21 protein-coding genes are annotated in these 25,722 nt (G+C 65.1%); 12 read left to right on the top strand and 9 right to left on the bottom strand.

Annotated elements, in window-relative coordinates; all coding sequences use genetic code 11:
- Window positions 1–5: 5 nt before the first annotated feature.
- From hutH to hutC, 5 genes are all read right to left on the bottom strand, one after another.
- On the bottom strand, window positions 6–1,535 hold the full coding sequence (gene hutH / locus VCS63_RS04405; RefSeq protein ID WP_042795640.1) for a histidine ammonia-lyase: 1,530 nt from the start codon (window positions 1,533–1,535) through the stop codon (window positions 6–8).
- Between the two features lie 26 nt (window positions 1,536–1,561).
- Entirely contained in the window at window positions 1,562–2,989 is a 1,428-nt protein-coding gene (locus VCS63_RS04400; protein ID WP_323878573.1) for a cytosine permease, read from the bottom strand.
- Window positions 2,990–3,061: 72 nt separating this feature from the next.
- Entirely contained in the window at window positions 3,062–4,792 is a 1,731-nt protein-coding gene (gene hutU / locus VCS63_RS04395) for a urocanate hydratase (RefSeq protein WP_372341480.1), read from the bottom strand.
- 151 nt (window positions 4,793–4,943) lie between these two features.
- Window positions 4,944–5,546: a HutD family protein gene (locus VCS63_RS04390; RefSeq protein WP_323878570.1), complete on the bottom strand. Its 603-nt coding sequence runs from the start codon at window positions 5,544–5,546 to the stop codon at window positions 4,944–4,946.
- Window positions 5,543–6,286 (bottom strand): histidine utilization repressor, encoded by a 744-nt coding sequence (hutC, locus tag VCS63_RS04385; RefSeq protein ID WP_190278631.1) that lies wholly within the window; start codon window positions 6,284–6,286, stop codon window positions 5,543–5,545. The genes VCS63_RS04390 and hutC overlap by 4 nt, the downstream gene beginning before the upstream one ends.
- A 148-nt stretch (window positions 6,287–6,434) precedes the next feature.
- Between hutC and VCS63_RS04380 the strand changes: the two genes are divergently transcribed.
- The 3 genes from VCS63_RS04380 to VCS63_RS04370 all read left to right on the top strand — a co-directional run bounded on the left by VCS63_RS04380 (window position 6,435) and on the right by VCS63_RS04370 (window position 9,950).
- Window positions 6,435–6,725 (top strand): metal-sensing transcriptional repressor, encoded by a 291-nt coding sequence (locus VCS63_RS04380; protein ID WP_042797446.1) that lies wholly within the window; start codon window positions 6,435–6,437, stop codon window positions 6,723–6,725.
- 28 nt (window positions 6,726–6,753) lie between these two features.
- Window positions 6,754–7,863 carry an S-(hydroxymethyl)glutathione dehydrogenase/class III alcohol dehydrogenase gene (locus tag VCS63_RS04375; RefSeq protein WP_042795643.1) on the top strand — a complete coding sequence of 370 codons (1,110 nt, stop codon included), beginning with the start codon at window positions 6,754–6,756 and terminating at the stop codon, window positions 7,861–7,863.
- A gap of 164 nt (window positions 7,864–8,027) precedes the next feature.
- On the top strand, window positions 8,028–9,950 hold the full coding sequence (locus VCS63_RS04370) for a bifunctional metallophosphatase/5'-nucleotidase (protein ID WP_323878567.1): 1,923 nt from the start codon (window positions 8,028–8,030) through the stop codon (window positions 9,948–9,950).
- 22 nt (window positions 9,951–9,972) lie between these two features.
- Here the strand turns inward: VCS63_RS04370 and VCS63_RS04365 are convergent, their stop codons facing one another.
- Both VCS63_RS04365 and VCS63_RS04360 read right to left on the bottom strand, forming a co-directional pair.
- Window positions 9,973–11,097 (bottom strand): glycosyltransferase family 4 protein, encoded by a 1,125-nt coding sequence (locus tag VCS63_RS04365; protein ID WP_042795645.1) that lies wholly within the window; start codon window positions 11,095–11,097, stop codon window positions 9,973–9,975.
- Window positions 11,094–12,086, bottom strand: a complete 993-nt coding sequence (locus VCS63_RS04360; protein ID WP_323878565.1) for a hypothetical protein — start codon at window positions 12,084–12,086, stop codon at window positions 11,094–11,096. The genes VCS63_RS04365 and VCS63_RS04360 overlap by 4 nt, the downstream gene beginning before the upstream one ends.
- 343 nt (window positions 12,087–12,429) lie before the next feature.
- On the opposite strand from VCS63_RS04360, the gene panB reads away from it, so the two are divergent.
- The 3 genes from panB (at window position 12,430) to VCS63_RS04345 (ending at window position 14,848) form a co-directional block, all read left to right on the top strand.
- Window positions 12,430–13,281, top strand: coding sequence for a 3-methyl-2-oxobutanoate hydroxymethyltransferase (panB, locus tag VCS63_RS04355; RefSeq protein ID WP_042795648.1), 852 nt, complete (start codon window positions 12,430–12,432; stop codon window positions 13,279–13,281).
- Window positions 13,282–13,336: 55 nt separating this feature from the next.
- Window positions 13,337–14,446: a YcjF family protein gene (locus tag VCS63_RS04350; RefSeq protein WP_063639249.1), complete on the top strand. Its 1,110-nt coding sequence runs from the start codon at window positions 13,337–13,339 to the stop codon at window positions 14,444–14,446.
- Between the two features lie 189 nt (window positions 14,447–14,635).
- Complete coding sequence (locus VCS63_RS04345) at window positions 14,636–14,848, top strand: DUF1059 domain-containing protein (RefSeq protein WP_042795650.1); 213 nt, start codon at window positions 14,636–14,638, stop codon at window positions 14,846–14,848.
- A gap of 94 nt (window positions 14,849–14,942) precedes the next feature.
- Here the strand turns inward: VCS63_RS04345 and VCS63_RS04340 are convergent, their stop codons facing one another.
- On the bottom strand, window positions 14,943–15,983 hold the full coding sequence (locus VCS63_RS04340) for an ornithine cyclodeaminase (protein ID WP_323878562.1): 1,041 nt from the start codon (window positions 15,981–15,983) through the stop codon (window positions 14,943–14,945).
- 124 nt (window positions 15,984–16,107) lie between these two features.
- Here VCS63_RS04340 and VCS63_RS04335 point away from each other — a divergent pair, with 124 nt between their 5' ends.
- The 3 genes from VCS63_RS04335 (at window position 16,108) to VCS63_RS04325 (ending at window position 18,769) form a co-directional block, all read left to right on the top strand.
- A complete protein-coding gene (locus tag VCS63_RS04335; protein WP_042795652.1) occupies window positions 16,108–16,533 on the top strand; it encodes an Lrp/AsnC family transcriptional regulator in 426 nt (141 codons plus the stop codon).
- Between the two features lie 254 nt (window positions 16,534–16,787).
- Complete coding sequence (locus VCS63_RS04330; protein ID WP_174564784.1) at window positions 16,788–17,720, top strand: N-carbamoyl-D-amino-acid hydrolase; 933 nt, start codon at window positions 16,788–16,790, stop codon at window positions 17,718–17,720.
- 98 nt (window positions 17,721–17,818) lie between these two features.
- Window positions 17,819–18,769, top strand: coding sequence for an ornithine cyclodeaminase family protein (locus VCS63_RS04325; protein ID WP_063639247.1), 951 nt, complete (start codon window positions 17,819–17,821; stop codon window positions 18,767–18,769).
- A 34-nt stretch (window positions 18,770–18,803) separates the two neighbouring features.
- On the opposite strand, the gene VCS63_RS04320 is transcribed toward VCS63_RS04325, so the two are convergent.
- Window positions 18,804–19,460 carry a hypothetical protein gene (locus VCS63_RS04320; protein ID WP_323878560.1) on the bottom strand — a complete coding sequence of 219 codons (657 nt, stop codon included), beginning with the start codon at window positions 19,458–19,460 and terminating at the stop codon, window positions 18,804–18,806.
- Between the two features lie 180 nt (window positions 19,461–19,640).
- On the opposite strand from VCS63_RS04320, the gene dkgB reads away from it, so the two are divergent.
- The 3 genes from dkgB to VCS63_RS04305 all read left to right on the top strand — a co-directional run bounded on the left by dkgB (window position 19,641) and on the right by VCS63_RS04305 (window position 25,718).
- The gene (dkgB, locus tag VCS63_RS04315; protein ID WP_063961294.1) at window positions 19,641–20,444 is read left to right on the top strand and encodes a 2,5-didehydrogluconate reductase DkgB; all 804 of its coding nucleotides are present in this window, start codon (window positions 19,641–19,643) and stop codon (window positions 20,442–20,444) included.
- 395 nt (window positions 20,445–20,839) lie between these two features.
- Window positions 20,840–22,843 (top strand): hypothetical protein, encoded by a 2,004-nt coding sequence (locus VCS63_RS04310; protein ID WP_278488111.1) that lies wholly within the window; start codon window positions 20,840–20,842, stop codon window positions 22,841–22,843.
- Between the two features lie 46 nt (window positions 22,844–22,889).
- Window positions 22,890–25,718: a PAS domain-containing protein gene (locus VCS63_RS04305; protein ID WP_323878557.1), complete on the top strand. Its 2,829-nt coding sequence runs from the start codon at window positions 22,890–22,892 to the stop codon at window positions 25,716–25,718.
- The last annotated feature ends 4 nt before the right edge of the window (window positions 25,719–25,722 follow it).

Below are 25,722 nucleotides of genomic sequence, written 5' to 3'. Positions count from 1 at the left end.
CGGATTCAAAGACTGGGCAACAGGCCCGCCGGCACCAGCGCCGTCAGTCCTTGCGCCGCAATGAGCTGGCTCGCGGCTTCGATATCGGGTGCGAAGAAGCGGTCCCGTTCATAATGCGCCACCTTCTCGCGCAGCAGGCTGCGGGCCCTTTCCAGCTTGGGCGCCGTTTTCAGGCCCTGGCGGAAGTCCAGGCCCTGGCAAGCGCCCAGCCACTCGATCGCAAGAATGTCGCGCACGTTCTCCGCCATGGGCCAGAGCCGCTTGCCGGCATTGGGAGCCATGGACACATGATCCTCCTGATTGGCCGAAGTAGGCAGACTGTCCACGCTGGCGGGGTGTGCCAGCGCCTTGTTGTCGCTGGCCAGCGCCGCGGCCGTCACCTGGGCGATCATGAAGCCGGAATTCACCCCGCCATTGCTCACCAGGAACGGCGGCAGCTGCGACATGTGCTTGTCCATCATCAGTGAAATTCGCCGTTCGGACAATGCTCCGATCTCGGCCAGCGCCAGCGCCAGGTTGTCGGCCACCATGGCCACTGGCTCGGCATGGAAGTTACCGCCGGAGACCACGTCGCCCTGTTCAGCGAACACCAGGGGATTGTCGGAGACGGCATTCGATTCGATTTCGAGTACCTGTGCCGCATGGCGTATCTGCGTCAGGCAGGCCCCCATCACCTGCGGCTGGCAACGCAGCGAATAGGGATCCTGGACCTTGTCGCAGTTTGCGTGTGAATGGCCGACCTCGCTGTCCTCGGTAAGCAGGTCGCGATACACGGCAGCCACATCGATCTGGCCCGGCTGGCCGCGCGCGGCATGGATGCGGGCGTCGAAAGGCGCGCGCGAACCCAGCATAGCTTCCACGCTGAGGCTGCCGCAGACCAGCGCGGCTGCCAGCAGGTCCTCGGCCTCGAACAGGCCCCGCAGCGCGTAGGCGGTCGAGACCTGCGTGCCGTTAAGCAGCGCCAGCCCCTCTTTGGCAGCCAGTGTCAGGGGCTCCAGACCCGCCTGGGCGAGCGCCTCGCGAGCGGGCAGCCAGGCGCCGCGGTGGCGCGCCTTGCTCTCGCCCAACAACAGCAGGGACATGTGCGCCAATGGCGCCAGATCGCCCGACGCGCCCACCGATCCCTTCAGCGGAATATGCGGATAGACCTCGGCGTTCACCAAGGCGATCAAGGCATCGATGACTTTGCGGCGAATGCCGGAATATCCCCGGGCCAGGCTGTTTATCTTCAGCACCATGATGAGCCGCACCATCGCGTCGTCCAGCGCCTCGCCCACGCCGGCCGCATGCGACAGCACCAGCGAACTCTGCAGGGCTTCGAGGTCCTCGCGCGCGATCCGCGTGGTCGCCAGCAGACCGAATCCGGTATTGATGCCGTAGGCGGTGCGTCCTTCGGCAATGATGCGCTCGACGCAGGCCACGCTGGCCTCGATAGGACCGGCCGCGGCGGGATCCAGGGTGACGCATACGGGCTGCTGGTAAACGCGCCGCAGGTCGGCCAGCGTCATGCTGCCGGGTTTCAGATGCAATTCCATTCCGGGTCTCCTAGGCGGTTTGGGGGTCAACGCGTGCCGGCCGATACGGGTGTTCGCGACGCGCCACGGGCTTGCGGCCGGGTATTGCGACGCGCGAACAGGTAGTAAAGGATGCTGGGCACGACCAGGCCGATAATCCATGAGATATCCACACCGCCCAGCCGCTCGACCATCGGGCCAGTGTAGAGTTTGGTCGAGATGAAGGGCATCTGCACCAGCACCCCGAACAGGTAGATCAAAATTCCTGGCCAGTTCCAGCGGCCGTAGCGGCCGTTCGGATCCGACAGCGCCTGCACGTCGTATTGTTCGCGGCTCACGAAGTAGTAGTCCACCAGATTGACCGCGCTCCACGGCACGAAGAACGCCAGCAGGAACAGGATGAACGACTTGAAAGCGTTAAGGAAGGAATGCTGCCCGATCAGCGCCACGCAGGTCGCCGCCGCAACGATCACCAGCACCAGCAGCGCGCGTTGGCGGCGCGAAATCTCCACATGCCCGCGAAAGCCGCTGGCGATGGTCGCGATGCACATGAAGCTGCCGTAGGAGTTCAGCGTCGAAATCGTGACCTTGCCGAACGCGATAATGAAATACAGCAGCGCCGCCATGGTTCCCGTGCCGCCCAGCCCCACGATATAGGCGACCTCGCGCCCGGCGAACTGGCCCGCCGCCATCGCCGCGGCCAATACGCCCAGCACCATCGCGATCTGCGCGCCCAGCACCGAACCCAGACCGACTGCCAGGAAAGTCTTGAGCGAAGAAGTCCGGCTCGGGAGGTAGCGGGAATAATCCGCCACGTAAGGACCGTAGGCAATCTGCCAGGACGCCGACAAGGACACCGCCAGCAGGAAGGAACTCCAGGTGAAATGGCGGATCTGCAGCAGCTTGCCGACGTCGCCCACGGTGATCACGCGGCTGAATAGATAGAAGAAGGCGATGATGCCCAGCACGGTCGCGATCCGGCCGATGATATGGATCATCCGGTAGCCAAACAGCGTCGCCGCCACGATCACCGCCGCGAAGATCAGGATGCCGGCGGTATCGCTCACGCCGAACAACTGGCCCAGGGCCTGGCCCGACAGCACCGTTCCCGTTGTCGTGAAGCCGAGGTACATCAGGCACACCAGCGCAATTGGGATGGCGGCGCCATAGACGCCGAACTGCACCCGGCTCGATATCATCTGCGGCAACCCCAGTTTGGGGCCTTGGGCTGCGTGCAGCGCCATGACGGCTCCGCCGAAGAGTTGCCCGACCAACAGGCCTATCAGCGACCAGAACACGTCTCCGCCCAGCACTACCGCCAGCGCTCCGGTAATGATGGCGGTGATCTGCAGATTGGCGCCCATCCACAGCGTGAACTGGCTGTAGAGCTTGCCGTGGCGTTCCTCTTCCGGAATGAAATCGATCGAGCGCCGCTCAATGAGCGGCCCCCGTACTGCGTCGCTGTCCTGGGTCATTGCATTGCCTCGATCATGGCGTGTGGACGGGCGCGGGCGCCGCCTGCGCCCGCTGGTTCTGGCAGCGCCGTCTCAACGCTTGCCGGCAAGCATGGGCAGATTCAGGCCCTGCTCCTTCGCGCATTCGATGGCGGCTTCGTATCCGGCATCGGCGTGGCGCATGACGCCCGTGCCCGGATCATTGGTCAGCACACGGGCGATGCGCTCCGCGGCCGCGTCCGTGCCGTCGCATACGATCACCATGCCGGCGTGCTGCGAGAAGCCCATGCCCACGCCGCCGCCATGGTGCAGCGACACCCAGGTGGCGCCGCTGGCGGTGTTCAGCAGCGCGTTCAACAGCGGCCAGTCGGACACGGCGTCCGAGCCGTCGCGCATGGATTCGGTTTCACGGTTGGGGCTGGCGACAGAGCCGGAATCCAGATGATCGCGGCCGATGACGATGGGCGCCGACAGTTCGCCCGTGCGGACCATTTCATTGAATGCCAGTCCCAGCTTGGCGCGCTGGCCCAGCCCCACCCAGCAAATGCGCGCCGGCAGGCCCTGGAAACTGATGCGCTCGCGCGCCATGTCCAGCCAGCGGTGCAGGTGGGCGTCGTCGGGGATCAGCTCCTTGACCTTGGCGTCCGTCTTGTAGATGTCTTGCGGGTCGCCCGACAGCGCGGCCCAGCGGAAGGGTCCCACGCCGCGGCAGAACAGCGGCCGGATGTAGGCGGGAACGAAGCCGGGGAAGTCGAACGCGTCCGCCACGCCTTCTTCCTTGGCCATCTGGCGGATGTTGTTGCCATAGTCGAAGGTGGGTATGCCCAGCCGCTGAAAGGCCAGCATGGCCTGCACGTGCACGGCCATCGACTGTTTGGCCGCCTTGATGACGGCGGCCGGTTCGCGCTTGGCGCGCGCGCGGTAGTCCTGCCAGGTCCAGCCGGCCGGCAGATAGCCGTTAAGCGGATCATGCGCGCTGGTCTGGTCCGTGACCATGTCGGGACGTACGCCGCGGCGCACCAGCTCGGGCAGGATCTCGGCGGCGTTGCCGCATAGGGCGATGGAGACGGCGCGGCCTTCCTTGGTGTACTTGGCGATGCGCGCCAGCGCGTCGTCCAGGTCTTGCGCCTGTTCATCCACATAACGCGTGCGCAGGCGGAAGTCGATGCTGGCCTGCTGGCATTCGATGTTCAGCGAGCACGCGCCGGCCAGCGTGGCGGCCAGCGGCTGCGCCCCGCCCATGCCGCCCAGGCCCGCCGTCAGCACCCAGCGGCCCTTAAGGTTGCCGTCATAGTGCTGGCGGCCTGCTTCGACAAAGGTTTCATAGGTGCCTTGCACAATGCCCTGGCTGCCGATGTAGATCCAGCTGCCGGCCGTCATCTGGCCATACATGGCCAGACCCTTGGCGTCCAATTCGTTGAAGTGCTCCCAGGTAGCCCAGTGCGGCACCAGGTTGGAGTTGGCGATGAGTACGCGCGGCGCGTTGGCGTGGGTCTTGAAGACACCCACGGGCTTGCCCGACTGCACCAGCAAGGTTTCGTCCTCGTTCAGGTTCTTGAGCGACTCGACGATCTTGTCGTAGCAGTCCCAGTCGCGGGCAGCGCGGCCGATACCGCCGTAGACCACCAGTTCCCGGGGATTCTCGGCCACATCCGGATCCAGGTTGTTCATCAGCATGCGCAAGGGGGCTTCGGTCAGCCAGCTCTTGGCGTTCAGTTGCGTGCCGCGCGGCGCGCGGATGACCACGTCGCGGTATCGGTTCGAATGTTCCAAGAGACTCTCCTTGATCGGTTCGGTTGCGCGCCCGATACGGGCGCGGCGCATGCCTGCATCATAGGATGCCTATGCTTGTATATACAAGCATGTATGAGTCAAATTTTCCTAGGGATTTCCCGTATAAAAAAAGCCGGGACGACTGGCGTCCCGGCTTTCTTGAGGGCAGGCGAAGACGGCCGTCCAGGGCGGCCAGGCAGGGTCAGGCGTTGCGGGGCAACAGTTCGATCACGCAGGCGTCCAGCGCACCCTGGGCTTGCAGGCTGTATTCGGCCAAGCCGTCCGACGCCTCGATATGCAGGCAGTCGTAGCGCGAGGGCAGCGCATGCAGCGTGTCATTGATGCGCACCGCCAGCCCTTCGCCCGCCGTCAACACCAACACACTGCGCGCGGCGCTATGAAAGGACCACGGCGCAGCACCCGCCACCCATTGCAGCCGCGCATGGAAGCGCGCGGGCGCATAGATCAGGTTGAAGTCCCGGATCGGCCCATCCAGCAAGCGGCACTGCACTTGCGCATCGCCCGCAAAGGCATAGGCCTGGCGCGGCGCCAGCGGCGCTTGCGGGTTACCGTCCACGGTGAGCTGGATGCCTCGGCCCTCCAGCACGGTGATGATGCGCTGATACCCCGCGAAGGACGAAAAGCCGCCGTCCTGGGCGACGTCCGCGATGGACAGGCGCCAATCGAACGACGCGGTGCTGCCGCCGGGATTGCACGCGACTTCCTGCGTGGTGCCCCCGCCATTGCGCCAGGACATGCGCGGGTAGTCGGCGGCGCGGTAATGATGAACGACTGGCTGCTTCATGAGGTGAACTTGCCTTCCAGGCGATGGCGGGAGCCCGGGTGGATCAACCGGGCCAAGGTAACGGCGCGATCGCCAGACCACGTGCGGCGGCTGATCAGCAGACAGGGCTCGTCGCGCTCGATCTGCAGCAGCTGGCATTCCCGTGGCTTGGCCAGAATGGCCTCGACCACGTGCTCGCCTTCGCTCAGCGGCGCCACCCGCGTCAGATACTCGTATGGCGTGCTATGCGTGAAGTCCTGCTTGAGATAATCGGGCGCCAGGCCCACATTGACGTACCGGTCTTCCAACTGGATCGGCACGTCGTCTTCGTAGTGCACGATGATCGAGTGGTACACCGGCTGCCCGGCGCGGATATCCAGCGCCAGCGCCTGTTCGGGCCCTGCGGGCTCCTCGGCCAGGCGGACCACGCGGCTGTGGTGGTGGTGGTTGCGCGCGGCGATCTCATCGGCGATGTTATTGACGGCGAACAACGCCGACCGCGCCTTGGGCTGGGCAACAAACGTACCCACGCCCTGCATGCGCACCAACAGCCCTTCAGCCGTCAGTTCGCGCAGGGCGCGATTGATGGTCATGCGGCTGAAGCCGAGTTCATCGACCAGTTCGCTTTCCGACGGCACCCGGTAATGTTCCGGCCACGCGCCGCTGCGGATCTGTTGCGCGATCATCTGCTTGACCTGCGCATAGAGCGGAGCAGGCGGCGCGTTGGCTTGAATGGGCAATTTGGGAGGATTGGAGGCCACGAGAGATCCTGTAGTGCGGCGCCAGGCGACGGATGGCGGTCAGCGCCTAGTATAGACAGGTACAGACGGCCTTCTGCATGGGAGTACCGTAGTGGACGTGGGAAGCCAGATTTTCTATACTCCCCCCCTGTATTTATCGGAGCCCGCCGTGCCGCACTCCCCGGAAGAGAAAAAACGCGTCGTCACGCGCTTGCGCCGCATCCAGGGCCAGGCGCTGGCGCTGGAGCGCGCCGTCAACGAGGGCACGGAATGCGGCGCGCTGCTGCAGCAGCTGGCCGCCCTGCGCGGCGCCGCCACCGGCCTGATGGCAGAAGTACTGGAAAGCCATCTCCGTGAAACCTTCCTCCAATCCGCCCAGGGCGGACGCCAGGACGCCAGGATCGAGCCCGAAGCGGAGATCGACCTCCTGATGCGCCTGGTCCGTTCCTATTTGAAATAACGCCACCTGACATTCGTGGAGCCTAGCTATGAAATCACGCGCAGCAGTCGCATTCGGACCCGGCAAGCCGCTGGAAATCGTTGAAATCGACGTCGCGCCGCCGCAACGCGGCGAAGTGCTGGTGAAGATCACGCACACCGGCGTCTGCCACACCGACGCGTTCACCCTCAGCGGCGACGACCCTGAAGGCCTGTTCCCCGCAGTGCTGGGCCACGAAGGCGCCGGCGTCGTGGTGGAAGTCGGCGAAGGCGTCACCTCGCTGAAACCGGGCGACCACGTCATTCCGCTCTACACGGCCGAATGCCGTGAATGCAAGTTCTGCCTGTCCGGCAAGACCAACCTGTGCCAGAAAGTGCGTGCCACGCAGGGCAAGGGCGTCATGCCCGACGGCACCTCGCGCTTCAGCTACGAAGGCAAGCCGCTCTACCACTACATGGGGTGCTCGACCTTCAGCGAATACACGGTCGTCAACGAGATCTCACTGGCCAAGATCAACCCGGCCGCTCCGCATGAAAAGGTCTGCCTGCTGGGCTGCGGCGTCACGACTGGCCTGGGCGCGGTGCATAACACCGCCAAGGTCAAGGAAGGCGATACCGTCGCCGTGTTCGGCCTGGGCGGCATCGGCCTGGCCGTGATCCAGGGCGCGGTGCAGGCCAAGGCCGGCCGCATCATCGCCGTGGACACCAACCCCAACAAGTTCGTGCTGGCCAGCGCCATGGGCGCCACCGACTGCATCAACCCCAAGGACTACGACAAGCCCATCCAGGACGTCATCGTCGAAATGACGGACGGCGGCGTGGACTTCTCCTTCGAGTGCATCGGCAACGTGCACGTGATGCGCGCCGCGCTGGAATGCTGCCACAAGGGCTGGGGCGAGAGCATCATCATAGGCGTGGCCGGGGCTGGCCAGGAAATCAGCACCCGTCCGTTCCAACTGGTTACCGGCCGCGTCTGGCGTGGCTCCGCCTTTGGCGGCGTGAAGGGCCGCACGCAACTGCCCGGCATGGTCGAAGACGCCATGAGCGGCAAGATCGACCTGGATCCGTTCGTGACGCACACGCTGCCGCTGGAGCGCATCAACGAAGCCTTCGACCTGATGCACGAAGGAAAATCGATCCGCACCGTCATCCACTTCTAAGAACCCAGCAGCAAACACGGGCCCGACGCGGCATGCGCCGGGCCCGTTGCGTTTGCATGACAGGCGTGCGACATGTCGCACGCGACATGACAGCACTGTCATTCATTTCTGCGTCATCTTGACCCGCGACCATTCGCCCTCCGATGACAGAGGGACACACGCGAATGAACACGTGGAAGAGGAACGCGGGCGCGGCCATGCTGAGCGCCCTGACACTTTTGGCTGGCTGCGGCGGCAGTGACGATGACGACGACACGCCAGTCGAGCAACCCGAGCAGCCGGCGCCCGGCCGGCCGATGGAACTGACGATCCTGCACATCAACGATCATCATTCCAACCTGGACAGCAAGAAAAAAGACCTGAAACTCAAGACCGCTTCCGGCTCGCGCGTCGCCGTGAATGCCGATACCGGCGGTTTTCCGCGTGTGACCGGCGCGATCAACGCGCTGGCGGCGCAGTCGGCCAACGTCCTCAAGCTGCACGCGGGCGACGCCACCACCGGCACGCTGTACTTCAACCGCGCCGGCGAGCCGGGAGAGGCCGACGCGGCGATGATGAACACGGTCTGCTTCGACGCCATGACCTTGGGTAACCATGAGTTCGACAAGGGCGATAGCGGCCTGAAGCGCTTCATCGACCTGCTGCACACGGGCGCCTGCCAGACACCCGTGCTTAGCGCCAACGTCACGTTCGCCGCCAACTCCGCACTGAATCCGGCGCGCGCGCCCGGCATGGTCAAGCCGGCCGTGATCCTGAAGCGCGACGGCCAGGACATCGGTCTGGTCGGCCTGACCATCGCCGCCAAGACCCAGCAGTCGTCCAGCCCGGACACCGGCACCGTGTTCTCGGACGAAACGGCGGCGGCGCAACAACAGATCGATGCGCTGCGCGCGCAGGGCGTGAACAAGATCGTGGTGATGAGCCACATCGGCTACGACTACGACAAGCAGGTGATTGCGCAACTGAGCGGCGTAGACGTCGTCGTGGGTGGCGACTCTCACACTCTGCTGGGTCCCGCCTCCATGGCGGACTATGGCGTGGGCACGCCCGCAGGCGCCTACCCCACCGTGCTGCAGGACAAGGATGGCAAGCGTGTATGCCTGGTGCAGGCCTGGGAGTATTCGCAGGTAGTCGGCGAGCTTAAGGTGAGCTTCGACGCCAACGGCGACGTCACCGCCTGCGCGGGTACGCCTCATGTACTGATGGACGGCCCGCTGAAAGTGGCCGGCGTCGCGCCCTCGGCAGCCGACGAAGCCGCGATCCAGGCCGACGTGCAGGCCAGCGGCTTCCTGCGCATGCAGACGCCGGACGCGCCGTCCATGGCCGTGCTGCAACCTTTCAAGGCCAAGGTCGATCAGTTCAGCCGCAGCCTGGTTGCGTCGGTGCCGCAGGAGCTATGCTCTCGCCGCGTGCCGGGCGGCCCCGGTTCGCGCGACTACAGCCGCTCCAGCGCGGCCTGCAACACCCTGGGCAGCGTCAGCCTGCGCGGCGGCGACATCCAGCAACTGGTGGCCCAGGCCTACCTGGACGTGGCCAACGCCAGCTATGGCGGAGCCGACATCTCGCTGCAAAGCGGGGGTGGCGTCCGCGTGCCGCTGCTGGGCAACGTGACCGCGGCCAACGTGATCGAGGTGGTGCCATTCGGCAACATGCTCTGGCGCCTGGACGTGACCGGCGCCGAGGTCAAGAGCATGCTTGAAGACGGCATGCAGGCCGTCTATGGCGCGGGCGGTTCCACCGGCCCGTATCCGTATGCTGGCGGCCTGCGTTGGGACGTGAACGCGGCTCAGGCCCAAGGCAACCGCGTGTCGAACGTCGAGGTCCGGGACCAGGCCAGCGGCAACTGGGTGCCGCTGGACGCGAGCCGCAGCTACAAGCTGTTCGTGCTGAGCTTCAATGCCACCGGCGGCGATGGCTACAAGACTCTGGCCAACGTTCCGGCCTCGCGCCGGCAGGATATCGGCGTGCTGGACGCCGACGTGCTCCAGGCCTATATCGACAAACAGGCCAAAGATTCGGTCAGCGGGCTGCCGGTGCTGAACCTGCTGCCCACCAGCCTGTACAGCACCAAGACGTACAGCGAATAGCGGTGAACGCCGGGCGCGGCGGCTAGGCCGGCTGCGCGCCGCTTTCCCGGTAGACGCGTTCCGTCTTGCCGACGAACGTCGTCAACGAGAACTCGCGCAGCGCCGTGCTGCGCGCTTCGGCGCCCATGACGCGCAAGACCTCGCGGTTTTCCAGGATCTTCGACAAGGCCTGCACCAGGCTGTCCACCGAAGCCGGCGGCACCACCCAGCCATCGCGGCCATCGGTGACGTTTTCGGGCAATCCGCCCACGGCGCTGACGATCACGGGCTTGCCGGCCGCCATCATCTCGCGGCAGGCGAAGGATATCGTCTCCAGCCTTGACGACAGCACGAAGCCTACGTCCAGCGCCGACAGGAAGGGTCCGACGTCGTCCAGCAACCCGGTGAATACCACCTGGTCCGACATGCCGAGCTCGGCGACCCGCCGCAACTGGTCCGCATCCGGCAGCTTGCCCGCGATCAACACCACCACTTGCCGCCGCTGGCTTTCAGGCAACATGGACACGGCGGTCACCATGTCCAGCCAATTCTTGTAGACGGCCGTGCCGGCATTGCTGCCGATGACCAACCGGCCCTGCATGCCGTCGGGAAGCAGGCTGTCGCGCGCTTGCGTCGCCTCTCGGCGCGAAGCCGGGCTGCACTTTTCCGTATCCACGCCGTTGTGGACCATGCGCAGGTCTTCGTTGCGAAAGACGGACTGCTTCATGCGTCGGAATGTATGGCTGCACACGCAGATGACGCGGTTCGTGCCCCATTTGGCGCGGACCCTCGCACCCAGGCTGTTGGCGCTGCGGTCATTATGCTGGGTGTAGACCATGAAAGGGCGCTTGGCGCCCATTCCCACTGTTGCCAGCATGCATAGGCGGTGATCGGCTGAGCCATTGGCGTGGACCACGTCGAAGTGCTCCTCTCGCAACAATGCGCGCAAGCGGCGCAGCGCGCGCAGCTGCTGCAGCAGACGGCCCTTGAACTCCAGGGCCAGCGTGCGCACGCCGGGCAGGGCGGCGGCCTCGGCCAGCAAGCGGCTGCTGGCAGGCGCGGCGACGGTCACTTGCGACTTTTCGCACAGGATGCGCGCCAGAGACATCACGTAGGTGGTGTGGCCACCGCCGTCGCCTTGGTGGAAATTGGTGTACAGAATCTTCATAGAGTCACATTCGAAATCTGCTGCGCGGGCAGCAGGCAGCTCCAGTCGCGCTTCTCGAACACGTCGTCTCCCAGCCGGCTGACGGAAGACAGGTTGTAGACCTTGACCCCGCGTTCGCCCAGCAGCTTGCTGGCTTGCCGAAACGCAGGTTCTATGTGTCCAGAGAATTGCCGGTCCAGCGCGGTGGATAGCTGCGATGCCGCGCTTTCATAAAATCGGGGTCCCGCAGAAGCCGTCAGGTCCAGGCCGTGCAGGTAAATGGTCTTCGCGCCCAGCCACGCCAGCAGCTGCAAGCCCGTGTAGGCAACGGTGCCGCCGCCAAACAGCCCGCGCGGCGGATCCAGGCTGAAGCCGTGCGCATGCACGGGATTGCGCGCGTCAAACAGCACCAGTTCCGGATCGCCTGCCAGCCGCGCCTCCAGCTCCTCGGGACGAGCGCGGGGCTGCAGCGCGCGCTGGTGCACTTCCTCGAATAGCGCGATGCGGCAGCGCACGGCCCTGCTGTCGAACAGAAAGCCGATCCAGCGGTAGACCTCGGGTGTGACGAACAACGTCAAATCCTGCGCCAGCACTTCCGCCACCAGCTCGCGCCTGCGGTTGACGAAACCCGCATCCAGCATCGCGTAGTAGTCGAAGCGCAAGGACGGATGCTGTCGCCGCAGCGCGATCGAGCCATTGACTCCCATCGTCACGTCCAGCCGACAACGCGCATAGTCGATCTGGGCGACGGAAGGGCCGCTGAGTATCAGGTGGGCGTCGCCGGCAATGCCGCGCGGCAACTGTTCAAGCGGAGTAGTCCCAGGTCCCTGCACCCCGCGCAGTTCGCAACCCGCGAGCCGCTCCTGCGAATCACGCTGCACGATCACGAAAGGCCACAGCGTTTCGTTGTGTCGGTGTGCCGCGGGCCGCGTGTGCCGATAGAAGTAGCGCAGGCCCTTGGTCAGCGGGCGAGAACGCAGCAAGCGTGGAATGAGCCCGGGACTAGGCATGAGCAATGTTGCGCGGAAGCCGCGAAATAACCTGATGAGCGGCAAATTCTACGCAGTGCATTCGTCCGAAAACGCGATAGAACCCGTGAAGATGTAACGCTTTTGCGGACACTGCAAAACGTCCCCAAATACATTGAACGCAGTTTCCACAGAGCGCGGCGCAATGCGCCCTCCAGATTCCGATTACGTTTTGAGGCAAAGGTTAGAGCCTGTTCACACTAAAAGCGGCCGTTTGGTGCCTGCGTCCACGACGCCTTGCGGCCGCGCGCCGGCCTTCCGCTACGATGCGGGTATCGCAATATCCCGATTCAAGTACTGCAACCCCTGGATAGGAAGGATTTCGATGTCTACGACCGCCACCCTGAACGCCGCCGCGGCTACGGGCAGCCCGCCCCGCCTGACGGTGCCCGCCTTCCGGGCCCGCAAGCGCCAGGAACCCCTGGTGATGCTGACGGCCTACACGGCGCGCATGGCTGAATTGCTGGATCCGCATTGCGACGCCCTGTTGGTGGGCGACAGCCTGGCGCAGACGGTCTACGGCCTGCCTTCCACCGTGCCCGTCACGCTGGACATGATGATCGCGCACGGCGCCGCAGTGGTACGCGGGGCGCGCCGCGCGCTGATCGTCGTCGACATGCCCTTCGGCAGTTATGAGGAAAGCCCCGAGCAGGCCTTCCGTTCGGCGGCGCGCATCATGAAGGAGACGGGCGCGGGCGCAGTCAAGCTGGAAGGCGGCCAGAGCATGGCGCCGACCGTCGCGTACCTGTCTGCGCGCGGCATTCCGGTCATGGGCCACGTGGGCCTTACGCCGCAGGCCGTGAACATACTCGGCGGCTATGGCGCGCGCGGCCGCGGTGAAGCCGAGTACGCCCGCATCGCCGCGGATGCCGAGGCAATCGCCAATGCGGGCGCGTTCTCTCTGGTAATCGAAGGCGTGGTCGAACCCCTGGCGGCCTCGATCACCGAGGCGGTCGCCTGCCCGACCATAGGCATAGGTGCCTCGGGCCGCTGCGACGGCCAGGTGCTGGTGGTGGACGACATGCTGGGCATGTTCGAACGCACGGCGCGCTTCGTGAAACGCTATGACGATCTGGCGGGCCGCATCCAGCAGGCGGCACAAACCTATGCGGGAGAGGTCCGGACGCGGGCGTTCCCCGAATCGGGCCATCTTTACGGCGTGACCGGCGGCGTCTGATGGCAGCCCGCATTTCTCGCTAGAATCGTCCCATGCCTTTCTTCCCCCATACCTCATGAGCACACCCCGCATGGACACGCCCCAGTTGCAGGACGCCATCGCGGACGCCATCAGCACCGCCACGCGCGGCGCGGGCCGCGTGAACATCCTGGTTGCGGGCAAGACAGGCGTGGGCAAGAGCACGCTGATCAACGCCGTGTTCCGGGGCGACCTGGCCAAGACGGGCGCAGGCAAACCCGTCACCCAGAGCACCCAGGAATTCACCCGCGCCGGCCACCCGCTCACCATTATCGACACGCGGGGCCTGGAAGTGGGCGACTACGAGCGTTCGCGCCAGCAACTGGCCGACCTCATCCAGGAACGCTCCGCCTCCGACGACCAGGACAGGCATCTGCATGTGGCCTGGCTCTGCATCCAGGACAGCAGCCATCGCGTCGAAGACGCGGAAATCGAACTGTGCGACATGTTGTCCAACGCCGGTATCCCCGTCGTCGCGGTGCTCACCAAGGCGCGCAAGAACAGTCCCTTTGTCGACGAAGCGCGCAAGCTGCTGCCGCGCGCCAAGCAGGTGGTCGCCGTGCGCGCGCTGCCGGAATGGATCGAAGAACTGGACGCGGAATTGCCGCCCATGGGGCTGGACAACCTGATCGAAGCCACTGCCCTGCACATTCCCGAGGCGCAGCAACGCGCCTACGCCAACGCTTTGTCCACGCGCAACAAGAAAGCCCTGGAAGTAAAAAAAAAGCGGGCTGAAATAGAGGTCAACGTGGCCGCCGGTCTGGCCGCCTCGGCCGCCGCCGCACCCATTCCATTCTCGGACGCCTTTGCGCTGGTGCCCATCCAGGTCGGCATGATCGCCAAGATCGGCATCACCTTCGGCATGGAACTGGACACCACCGCCATCACCACGCTGGTCACCTCCACGTTGGGCGCGTCCGCCGCCACGCTGATTGGGCGATCGGTCGTCTCGGGACTGCTGAAGTTCATTCCGGGAGCCGGCAGCGCGGTGGGCGGCACCATCGCCGCCACCACCGCAGGCACCATCACCAAGCTGCTGGGCAACGCCTACGTCGCCGTGCTGTACGACTTCTGCCTGAAAAACCCGGGCAAGGACATCGACATCGCGATGATCGCCAAGGCGCTGAAGCAGCGCGTCACCTTCTGAAGCGCCTGCGCACCAGTGCCTTCGTACTAGTGCGCGCCACGGCGGGCGATTTGCGCCGCAACCGCCGCGCCAGATCTATACTTTTCAGACCGCCCCCGCCGCTGCGACGCGCCAACGGCCCGGACGTCCCGCGCCGCGCGCCGGATGCTCTTGCGCAGGCACTGACCGCCTGCGCGCAGGGAGACCCTTATGACTCGCAAATACATCGATTGCCGCGAGTACCCCAGCGAGATGAACTGCTCGGTGGCGCTGGCGGCGGATTCCGAAAACGAACTGCTGGAAGCTGCTGTGCAGCATGCCACCACGGTGCACAAGCACGCCGACACGCCCGAGCTGCGCTCGCAACTGAAGTCGCTGTTCCGCGACGGCACGCCTCCGGTTGAAACGCCAAGCCGCGCCTGACGATGGCTGCCGGCGCTTGCGCGGCCGGCATCGGGAAAGCGCCGGCGCGGTCCGCCGCGCCGGCGCCAGCAACCGGAGAAGCGGCGCAGGGACGCTAGACCCGCGCCAGCATGGGTTGCGCCGCGCGCACCACCTCGAAGAGGTTTTTCGGATCCTGCGATTGCGGAGCGACCTCGATACGGGTGCCGACACCGTGGCGACCGGCGGCATCGCGCAGCCAGCGCAGAGCCGAAAAATCCTCCAGCGCGAAGCCCACTGAATCGAAGATCGTCACCTCTTCGGCCCTCTGGCGGCCGGCGGATTGGCCCGTCAGCACGCGCCACAATTCCGTCACGGCGAAGTCCGGCGGCATCTGCTGCAGATCGCCTTCGATGCGCGTCTGCGGTTCGTATTCGACGAATACCGGTCCGGCGCGCAGCACATCCGCGTGCAACTCCGTCTTGCCCGGGCAGTCGCCCCCGACCGCATTGATGTGCATGCCCGGCTCCACCATGTAGGCGGTCAGGATGGTTGCGTAGGTTTTGTCCGCGGTGACGGTCGTGACGATATCCGTGCCCTGGACGGCATCCGCCGCACTGTCGAAGCGCACCACGCGCAAGCCGGGCACTGAAGCCAGATTGCTTTCAAGCTTGCGTGTGGCGCCTGCGTCCACGTCATAGACGTGCAGCGTGTCGATGCCCAGGATGTAATGGAACGCCAGCGCCTGGAACTCGCTTTGCGCGCCGTTGCCGATCAACGCCATCTTGCGCGAGTCCGGCCGCGCCAGTGCGCGGGCCGCCAGTGCGGACGTCACGGCCGTGCGCAAGGCGGTGGTCAGGGTCAGTTCGCTGATCAGCAGCGGCTCGCCCGTGCTGACCTGCGCCAGCGCGCCAAACGCCATCACGGTGGACAGGCCGGCCAGCGGATTGCCGGGATGGCCGTTCACGTACTTGAAGGTGTAGAACTCGCTATCGGCGGTGGGCATCAATTCGATCACCCCGGTCGCCGAGTGGCTGGCGACCCGCGCGCTCTTGTCGAATTCCTGCCATCGAAGAAAGTCCGACAGCAGATAGTCCAGCATGCCGGCAAAGACCTGTTGCGGGCCTTGCAAGGCCACGATCTTCGCCACGTCGGAAGTTGAAAGCAGCGTCGTCAATTTGTTCTCCCCGAGTTATGGAATAGAAATTCTGGGGGATGGGCAAACCAATTAATAGTGACAACAATCCACACAAAACGCTAAGATTCTGCCATTCTGACAGCCGAAATTAGCACTTTTAACAATGGACACGCTCGATCAGAACCTGCTGGGGCTGTTGCGCGCCGATGCCCGCATGTCGGTTGCCACGCTGGCCAAGAAGCTGGATGTCTCGCGCGGCACCATCGACAACCGCATCCGGAAACTGGAAGAGCGGGGCATCATTCTGGGCTACACCGTGCGGCTGCGTCCGGAAGTGGAAACCGAGGACATCGTCGCCTGGATGAGCATCGCCGTCGAAGGCCATGAAACCCGCAAGATCGTAAGCCTGTTGATGGGCGAGCCCAGCGTGGCGGGCCTGCACGACACCAACGGACGCTGGGACCTCCTGGCCGAACTCCGTGTGCCCACGATCGACCAGCTGTCCGAAGTCCTGGACCGCCTGCGCACGCTCAAAGGCATCGCCGCTACCGAAACCAGTATCCATCTCAAGACCTTCAAGGCTCTCTGAGCGCGGGCATACGGGGAAACCCGATATAAAACTTTGCATGGACTCCATGACGCCTCGTTATGCATGGCGCCCGGATGCTGACTGCGTGGCGGGCCGAATGTCCCGCTGAATCATGGCTTTAGCGAAAAACGGCCGGCCTGGGGCTGCCTGCGGCCCCGGCGCCGTCCGCGGTTCCGGATTTCAGCCCGCGCGTGCATGCTTGCGGCTTCAGCCTGGAGATCCACATCGTGAGTAATGCATACCCCGCCCGCAAGATGGGCCTGGCGGTCGCCCAGATGGGCGCAGTGAACCTTGCCGATTCGCGTGCGGCCGTGGTGCGCCGCCTGGTCGAAATGATGCGCGAAGCCGCCGCGCGCCGCGCGGAGTTCGTCGTCTTTCCCGAGCTGGCGCTCACCACCTTCTTCCCGCGCTACTGGATGGACGACGCCGAAGCCGTGGAGCGCTACTTTGAAAAAAGCATGCCCAACGCAGACGTGCAGCCGCTGTTCGATACCGCGCGCGAACTGGGCATAGGCTTCTACCTGGGTTATGCCGAACTGACACCGGAAGGCCGCCAATTCAACACCGCCATCCTGGTTGACCGCAGCGCCAGGATCATCGGCAAGTACCGCAAGATCCATCTGCCAGGCCATTCGGACCACAAGATCGGCGCACCGTTCCAACACCTGGAGAAAAAGTTCTTCGAAGTCGGCGACCTGGGATTCGGCGTGTGGGAAGCCAATGACGTGAAGATCGGCATGTGCCTGTGCAACGATCGCCGTTGGCCGGAGACCTATCGCGTCATGTCGCTGCAAAGCGCCGAGTTGATCGTGCTGGGATACAACACGCCGTCCCTGAACATCCACTGGAACGAACCTGCGCACCTGCGCACCACCACGCACGAGATCGTGCTGCAGGCCAGCGCCTACCAGAATGCGGTCTGGGTCGGCGCCGCGGCAAAGTGCGGCCACGAGGACGGCCACCACATGATCGGCAGTTCCATGATCGTCGCGCCGTCGGGCGAGATCGTGGCGCGCTCCAGCGGCGAAGAAGACGAAGTAATCACCGCCCGCATCGATCTGGCCATGGGCCAGGCCTTCCGCGATCACGTGTTCAATTTCGCCAAGCACCGCAACCCGCAGCACTACAAGCTGATCGTCGAGCGGACCGGGGCGGGCGATCCGCTGCCCACGGCGGCCATCGACTAAGACGCATGCCTGCCCGCGGCGGCGCGGGCAGGCGCCGCCTGCGCTGCTAGACTGCCTGCTGGCCCCCAGATCGACCGAACCGCCGCAGGCAAGAACCCATGCGCTTTATCGACACCGAACAGACCCGCAACGCCCTGTCCTTCGACGCCGTCATTCCCGCCCTGCGGGAAGCCTTCCGCGGCAGCGCCACCGTGCCGCCCCGGCATGTCCACGCCATCCAGTCCGGCAATGCGCACGGCACCTCGCTGATCATGCCGGCCTGGAGCGACCGCGGCTACTTCGGCGTGAAGATCATCAATATCTTCCCCGAAAACACCCATCAGGGTCTGCCAGGCCTGCACGCCACCTATAACCTGTACAGCGCCACCACCGGCGTGCCCATTGCCCAGGTCGACGGCGACGTCGTCACGGTCTACCGCACGGCGGGCGCGGCTGCGCTGGGCGCGGATTACCTGGCGCGGGCCGATGCCAGTACGCTGCTCATCGTGGGCTCCGGCCGCATCGCCGGCCTGGTGGCGCAAGCCATGCGCGCGGTGCGCCCGATCCGGCGCGTGCTGGTGTGGAACGTGCGCCCGGCCGGCGCCGAAAAGCTGGCCGGCGAACTGCGCACCCTGGGCTTCGACGCCCAAGCCGCCGCCGACCTGGAAAGCGCCGCTCGCCAGGCCGACATCATCAGCTGCGCCACCCTGTCCACGGTGCCCTTGATCCACGGCGCCTGGCTGCGCCCCGGTGTGCACCTGGACCTGATCGGCAGCTTCAAACCCGAAATGCGCGAAACGGACGCGGCCTGCTTCGACGGCACTTCCGTCTACGTGGACACCGGCGAGGCGCCCACCAAATCCGGCGACCTGCTGGCCGCCTTCGAGGCCGGCACGCTCAAGCGCGAGGACATCCGCGGCGACCTGCACCAGCTGGCCGCGGGCCAACTGCCTGGTCGCCGCGACGACCAGGAAATCACCGTATTCAAGGCAGTGGGCAGCGCGCTGGAAGACCTGACGCTGGCCACGCTGGTGTATGAATCGGTGAACGGCACCGGCCCCGCATCGTAGATCGGACGGGCTTGCCGCAAGCGCCTCGTTTGTCCTACGGGTGCCCGTCCTCGCCCAAGCCCAGGCCCATCATCACGCCGCCGCCACCGGCACCGCCTTCTCCGCCGCCTGCGCCCGATTTCGCGCCGCCTTCGACCTTGCCGCGCGCCGATGAAGACGGCCGCGCCGGGCCTTGCCGGGGAATATCCAGCGTGGGCGGCACCGGCTCCAGGTCCAGCACCCGGCGGATGAATTCACGCAACGACACCACCAGCTCGGCCGTGTGCACCGGGCGTCCTTCGACCAGGTCGCTCGCCGCCTTGGCTGCCAGGCGAACCTGCTCTTCGGTACCCAGCAGAATGATGTCGGAGAGCGCGGCCTCGGTGGCGTCGCGCATGCGGCGCGCGCGGTCCCCGCTGGGCCGCAGCGGCACGGGCCCACTGCCTTCGGCGGCCGCCGCCTCCTCGCGTTTCAGGTCACGCAGATGCCTGGGATCCACCGCCAGATTGCCGGTGAACGACCCGCCCAGTGCCTTGTACGCCGCGATCAGAGTTCGCAGGCGTTCGTTGATCTGCCGGTTCTCGCGGGCGCGGCGCTGCTGGATGGTCTGCATGACCAGCAGGCGCACACCGACGCCGATCAAGGTAATCAGCGCCAACCCCAGCAACGTCGAGAGCAGGCCCTGCCAGGAAGTGAAATCCAGATTGCGCATGCGACGAACCCCTTTTACTCGAATCCGCGGACCTGCATTTCGTCGAGTGTCGTCTTCATTTTTGCATGTATATCAAAAGTCTTTCATGCATATCGGCCTTTTTCCGCAAGTATCCGACGGGCACACTGCATGCATTCCCGGGCGCCATTGCCCGGACCCATGACCCCAAAGGAGTTTCACATGAGCATCCCCACTTTCGGCGTCGGCACCTTCCGCCTGCAGGGCCAGACCGTCGTCGATTCCGTGCGCAACGCGCTGGACCTGGGCTACCGCGCCATCGACACCGCGCAGATCTACGAAAACGAAGCCGAGGTCGGACAGGCGATCGCCGAATCCGGCGTGCGTCGCGACGACCTGTTCGTCACGACCAAGATCTGGGTCCCCAACTACGCGCACGGCAAGCTCATTCCCAGCCTGAAGGATAGCCTGGCCAAGCTGCGCAGCGACTATGTCGACCTGACCCTGATCCACTGGCCAGCCCCCGGCAACGGCGTTTCCATCGACGAATTCATGACCGCGCTGGCCGAGGCCAAGACGCAGGGGCTGACCCGCCAGATCGGGATTTCCAACTTCCCCATCGCTGAAACCCGCGCCGCCATCGCCGCCGTGGGCCGCGAACAGATCGCCACCAACCAGATCGAACTCAGCCCCTACCTGCAGAACCGCAAGCTCACCGCCTTCCTGCAGGAGCAGGGCATCCAGGTCACGTCATACATGACGCTGGCCTACGGCAAGGTGCTGAAGGATCCGGTCATCGGACAGATCGCGCAACGCCACGACGCCACGCCTGCGCAGGTCGCGCTGGCCTGGGCCTTGCAACTGGGCTACGCCGTGATTCCGTCCTCGACCAAACGCGAAAACCTGGCCAGCAACCTGCTTGCCCAGGACCTGCGCCTGACGGACGAAGACATGGCGCAAATCGCGGCGTTGGAATGCGACGGCCGCGAAGTCAATCCCCAAGGGCTGGCGGCGGCATGGGACTAAGCCTTCAATAGTGCTCATGCACTATTGCAAGTTCACGGAGTAGTCCTTTCGGATACTAGCGATCTGGTTTAGGCGCGCCTATATATCGCAGCTACGGGCGCAATCATCACTGTCGTCATGTCGTCTTGCCTGGAAAACGCCGCCCGTTTCGAGGATACAAGCAATGGCACGGTGTCCGTTCGCGACTTGGCGACCCCTCTCCGGACCTCCCGGACCGCATCTGGGCGGCCCCCATAAGATCGTCCATCACGCCATGGAAGGCAGCAGCGCCCACGGCGCGGTGGCTGCCTTCCGGCAGAACCGCTCCGCCCCGCACTTCATCGTCGACGGGAGCGCCCTCTACCAGCATGTCGATACCGCGGAAGGGTTGAAAGCCCTCCCCATTGGAGTACGCCATGGCTGCAAAGAAGCAAGCAGGGCGTGCCGCCCCGGCACGCAAGACGTCGGCAAAGCGGCCGGCCGCGGCATCGGAGCCCCGGCCGGCTGCGGCGCGCAAAAACCGCAAGCAGCCCCCCGTACTGCCATTTCGCCGCACGGCCAAGCCGGACGCGTTCGATGTCCGGGACATCCCGTTCCATCCCAACATCTCGGTCACGCCCAAGACCGAAATGATTCCGGCAATGGGATTGACCGTGAAGCATCAGGAAGACACCTCGGCCTGCACCGGCTTCGCCCTGTCCACCGTGGTCGAATACCTGTTGCGCAAATCGGAGCGCGAACCGCGCCCGGCCATCTCGCCATTCATGCTGTACTCCATGGCCAGGCGCTACGACGAGTTTCCCGGATCCGTCGATGACAACGGATCCAGCCTGCGCGGTGCGCTCAAGGGCTGGTTCAAGCATGGCGCATGCGCCCAGGAACTGTTTCCGACCCTGACCATGCCGGCGGCAGCCAACGACACTGCCGACGACTGGTGGCTGGATGCCGTCAAACGCCCGCTGGGAGCCTACTACCGCATCGACACGCGCAACATCGTCGAAATGCACGCGGCGCTCAACGAGGTCGGCATCCTCTATGCCAGCGCGGGCTGCCACACCGGCTGGGACGAGGGCCACGGCGTCACCCCGCTGAAGGCGCCGTCCACACCTGGCGCCCAGCCCTTCTGGATCATTCCACCCGACAAACAGGACACCGCAACGGACGGCCATGCCTTCGTCATCGTCGGCTACACCCAGGACGGTTTCCTGATTCAGAATTCCTGGGGCGAGGAATGGGGCACCCACGGCATGGCGGTGCTGACCTATGACGACTGGATGCGCAACGCCATGGATTGCTGGGTGGTCCAGCTGGGCGTGGTCACGCATGAGCACACCAAGATCTCGAACAGCATCACGCTGCGCACCGAGGGAAAAAGAGTCACCCTGGCCGCGGGAACAGTGCTGCGCAACCGCGAGATCTCTCCCTTCATCGTCAATGTGGGCAACAACGGCAAGCTCAGCAACAGCGGCGCGTTCCGGACCACGCCCGACGATCTGCGCGCCATCGTGGACGTGCACATGCAAGCCGCGCGCGAGAAGTGGGGCCTGAAAGACAAACCCATGGACGTGTGCGTCTACGCGCACGGTGGACTGGTCGGCGAAGAGGACGCGGCAGAGGCCGCCGCCGAATGGATACCGCTGCTCTATGAAAAGCAAATATTCCCGGTCTTCCTGATGTGGGAAACTGATTTCATCACCACGGTGAAGAACATCATCCAGGACGCCGCCCACAGTGTTCCGCGCACCACCGGCGGCCTGGGCGAGCGGCTGGAGCGCTGGTGGAACCAGCGCCTGGAACGCTGGCTGGCGCGGCCCGGCACGGTGATCTGGGGAGAAATGAAGCAGAACGCCCAGGCCATGAGCGAGCCCGCCCCCAAGGGCATGGCGCAGGAAGAGGCGGCCATGATCATGCTGTACAAGCATTTCAAGGCGCACGTCAGCCAGGGACGCGTGCGCTTGCACATCGTCGCCCATTCGGCGGGCGCCATCGTCGCCAGCCACTTCGTGCACCGGCTGGCGGCCGATGGCGGCGAACTGGAATCGCTCAACCTGATGGCGCCGGCAGTCACCTTGGAGACCTTCCGCAGACTGGTCGTTCCAAACCTGAAGACCCGGGTAAAGCGCTATCAGCAATTCCATCTGTCCGACCGGGCCGAGGAAGACGATCCCACCTGCGGCCCGTACCGCCGTTCGTTGCTATACCTGGTGAGCGAGTCCTTCGAAGGCGGCACCACCACGCCGCTGCTGGGGATGGAGCGGTATTTCCGCGACGCCGGTCTTCCTTGCGATGCCGTGCACGTCTCGCCCGCTGGCAGTGCGTTGCCCGGATCCGCCAGCCCGCCAGTGGCCGCCAGCACGCACGGCGGCTTCGACAACGACAAAGGCACCCAGCAGCAGATCATTGCGTTCATCAAGCGTTGAGCCGGCAGCCGCGCCAGGCAGGGCGGCAGGCAGGGAGGGCTTCGATATGTTTGAGATTCCGCAGGCACAAACAGACCTGGAGAATGGCAAGCAAGTGCGCGTGCCGACATCCGGTTCAATTCCGGGTGACCCGGCAGAAATGCTGCAGTTGATGTCTCGAGCGGGCGTGCCATGCCTGCTGTTGGACCGGGGCGGAGAAATTCTCGGCGTCAGCGATACCCTCGCCCCCAGCGCCCAGGAGTTTCGCGGCCGCAGCGCCTCCGAGGCCTACGGCCTGGGCGAGCCGCTGACGATGGGCCGCGGCGCGGTGGGTGGCATCTACCAGGCCAGGGACGGCGCGCCCGTGCCGGCACAACTGGTGCCATTGTGCGAACTGGAAAACGGCGAACTCGTTGTGCTGGTCAACGACGGCACGCCTTTCAGGAAAGCGGAGTCACGCCGATTCGAACGCACGCCCTATGCCGTCTTCCGACTGGATCTTGAAGGCGTGGTGCGGTTCGCCAACCGCGAAGCGGCGCGCGCATTGGGCCAGAAACTCGATGAAGTTTGCGGCGAGCCGCTGGCCCGCCATTTCCGCAAGAGCGATGCGCCCCGTATCGCCGATGCCATCCGGTGCTGCGCCCGCAACCAGGAAGGCGATTCCATGGTGGCCGTGATCGTCGCCATGCCAGGCCTGGGCGGCGAAGAAAGGCTATTCCAGCTGGTGATGACGCCAGATCCCGCACCTAATGGCGAATTGCTGGGCGTGATTGCCATCATCCAGTCGCGGGCGTTGGAATCAGCCCGCGAAGAAATCCGGCGCATCGCGCTGGATCCCACCATCGCTGGCTGGCGTGCAAAACTCGATGCCATCCTCGAGCAGATCCGCCCGCTGGTGCCATTCGAGCATGCCGTGTTCGGCATCTACGATCGACAGGTATCGCTGTTCCGCGCCATCGCGGTACGCCCGGAAGGGGTGGAACTGTGGCCGGCGCGCTGGATGAAACTGCCGCCCACGATCCGATCCTTCCTGGATTCCGGACAGACCTGGATCGAGGACATGAACCGCTTCGTCAGCGACCAGGAATTTGATCCCGCGAACGAGGTGGTGCGTCGCTACCGCGACATGGGCATGCAGGCCAGCGTGACCCTGCCCGTCACCCGTCAGGGCGGCTACAGTTCGGCGCTGAGCCTGTGTTCGCGCCAGGCGGCGCAATATGGCCAGCACCACCTGGAAATACTGCGCGCCCTGGACCTGGAGCCGGTGCTGATGCGCTTCGAGAAGGAGCGCGATGACGAGCGCGCCGCGTTCGCGGAATCATTGCGGCAGACGATCATGACGGCCGCCTCCTTGCGCAAGGCCGCGGAGGACATCGTGCCCAGACTGGCGCAGTTCTTCTCCTGGGATTACGTGGCGCTTCTCCGGGTGAACCGCAAGGAAAGCCGCTACGAGATCGTGACACAACACAGCCTGGCGCCGGAGTTCGCCCTGCCTGCAGGCTACCTGCAACCCATCGAACGCGGCATGCTCGGCCAGACATTGCGGCAACGGCAACTGCTGTCCCTGGACGATGTGGGTGATCCCGCGGATCCCAGGAATGACTACACCGGGCCGCCCCGGCCGCTACGTTCGGCCATGACGGTGCCGATCCGCCTTAACGGCAGGATCCGCTGGCTGCTGGATGTGGAGTCTTCCGTGTCGCATGCATTCAAAGGTCCCGACGCCGACGACCTCCTGGAAATCATCGCATCGCTGGAAGAGGGACTGGATCAGCATCTGCTCAGGCAGACCAAGCAGAGCCTGATGGCCGAAACCGAACAGGCCGTCGTGTTCGTGGGCCGCGAAGGCTCCATCATCGAAATGAACCGCGTCGCGGCCGACATGCTGGGCGCCGAACCCGGCCGCTGCCTCGAAGGCGAAACGCCGGTGTCTATCACAGCGTTCGCGCTGCCTGACGACGCGGCGGCGCACGCGCTGCTGACTTCGGAAACCGCTGTGCGACGGGAACGCATCGAGCTGCGTGGCGTGGGCGGACAACCCCGTTCAGTGCTGGCCACCCGGACGGACCTGGACCCCAGCCTGGACATGGCGATCTGGTTCTTCACCGACATCGCGGACATGAAATGGGCGCGCGATATGCGCTTCCTGCGCGAAACCGTGGCCGAGATCGCCGACCAGACCCGGACGTCGCTGGCGCTGGCCTGCAGCCTGACCACGCAGACGGCGCTGCTGCACGAGGATGCCGCGCGTGGCGAACAGCCCGAGGCCATCGTTACCCGGGCCCACGCGCTCAGCCAACGCATCGTGGCGGAGATCGGCAAGGCGGACATTACGTTCGAGCGGCTGGCCAGCGCCAGCGAGGCGCGCCGCCAGGCCCCTCCCGAGCATGCCCGCCTGGCATTGCAGGAACTGCTGACGCGGGTCATCGCGGCGTTCCCGCAACGGGATCAGGACCGCATCGCGTCCTTGGGTCAGGCTCGCGCCGGCGGCGGTCCCATGGTGCATGCCGATAGCGAGGCGCTGTCCACCGCATTCCGATCCATTCTTGCCTATCTGCTGCGATGCCGCTCCGACGAGGCTCGCGTGGAAATCGTCATCAGCGATGATCCCGACGGATGCTCGGTACGCCTCGGCCTGAGCGCCGAACAACATTGGGACACAGAGCAGCGCGCGTACGCGGTGCCCGACGACGCCTTGCTGAACGCGGAGCGCGCGGCACACGACGGCGCCGGCCTGGCCATCGAGCAGATCGTGCGCACCATGCAGGCCCATGGCGGCACATTGGCCACGGAGCCATCGCTGGCGGAATCCTACGCGGCTCCCTCCGAGGCATACGAATCGGTCCTGCCGCCATGGCGCTCGTTCACCATGCGCTTTCCTTCCCGTTCGGGGTAAAGGA

Origin of the sequence: Achromobacter sp. D10, assembly GCF_035282245.1 — a bacterium.
Classification (GTDB): domain Bacteria; phylum Pseudomonadota; class Gammaproteobacteria; order Burkholderiales; family Burkholderiaceae_B; genus Achromobacter; species Achromobacter insolitus.
This window is presented reverse-complemented; position numbering and strand designations above follow the sequence as displayed.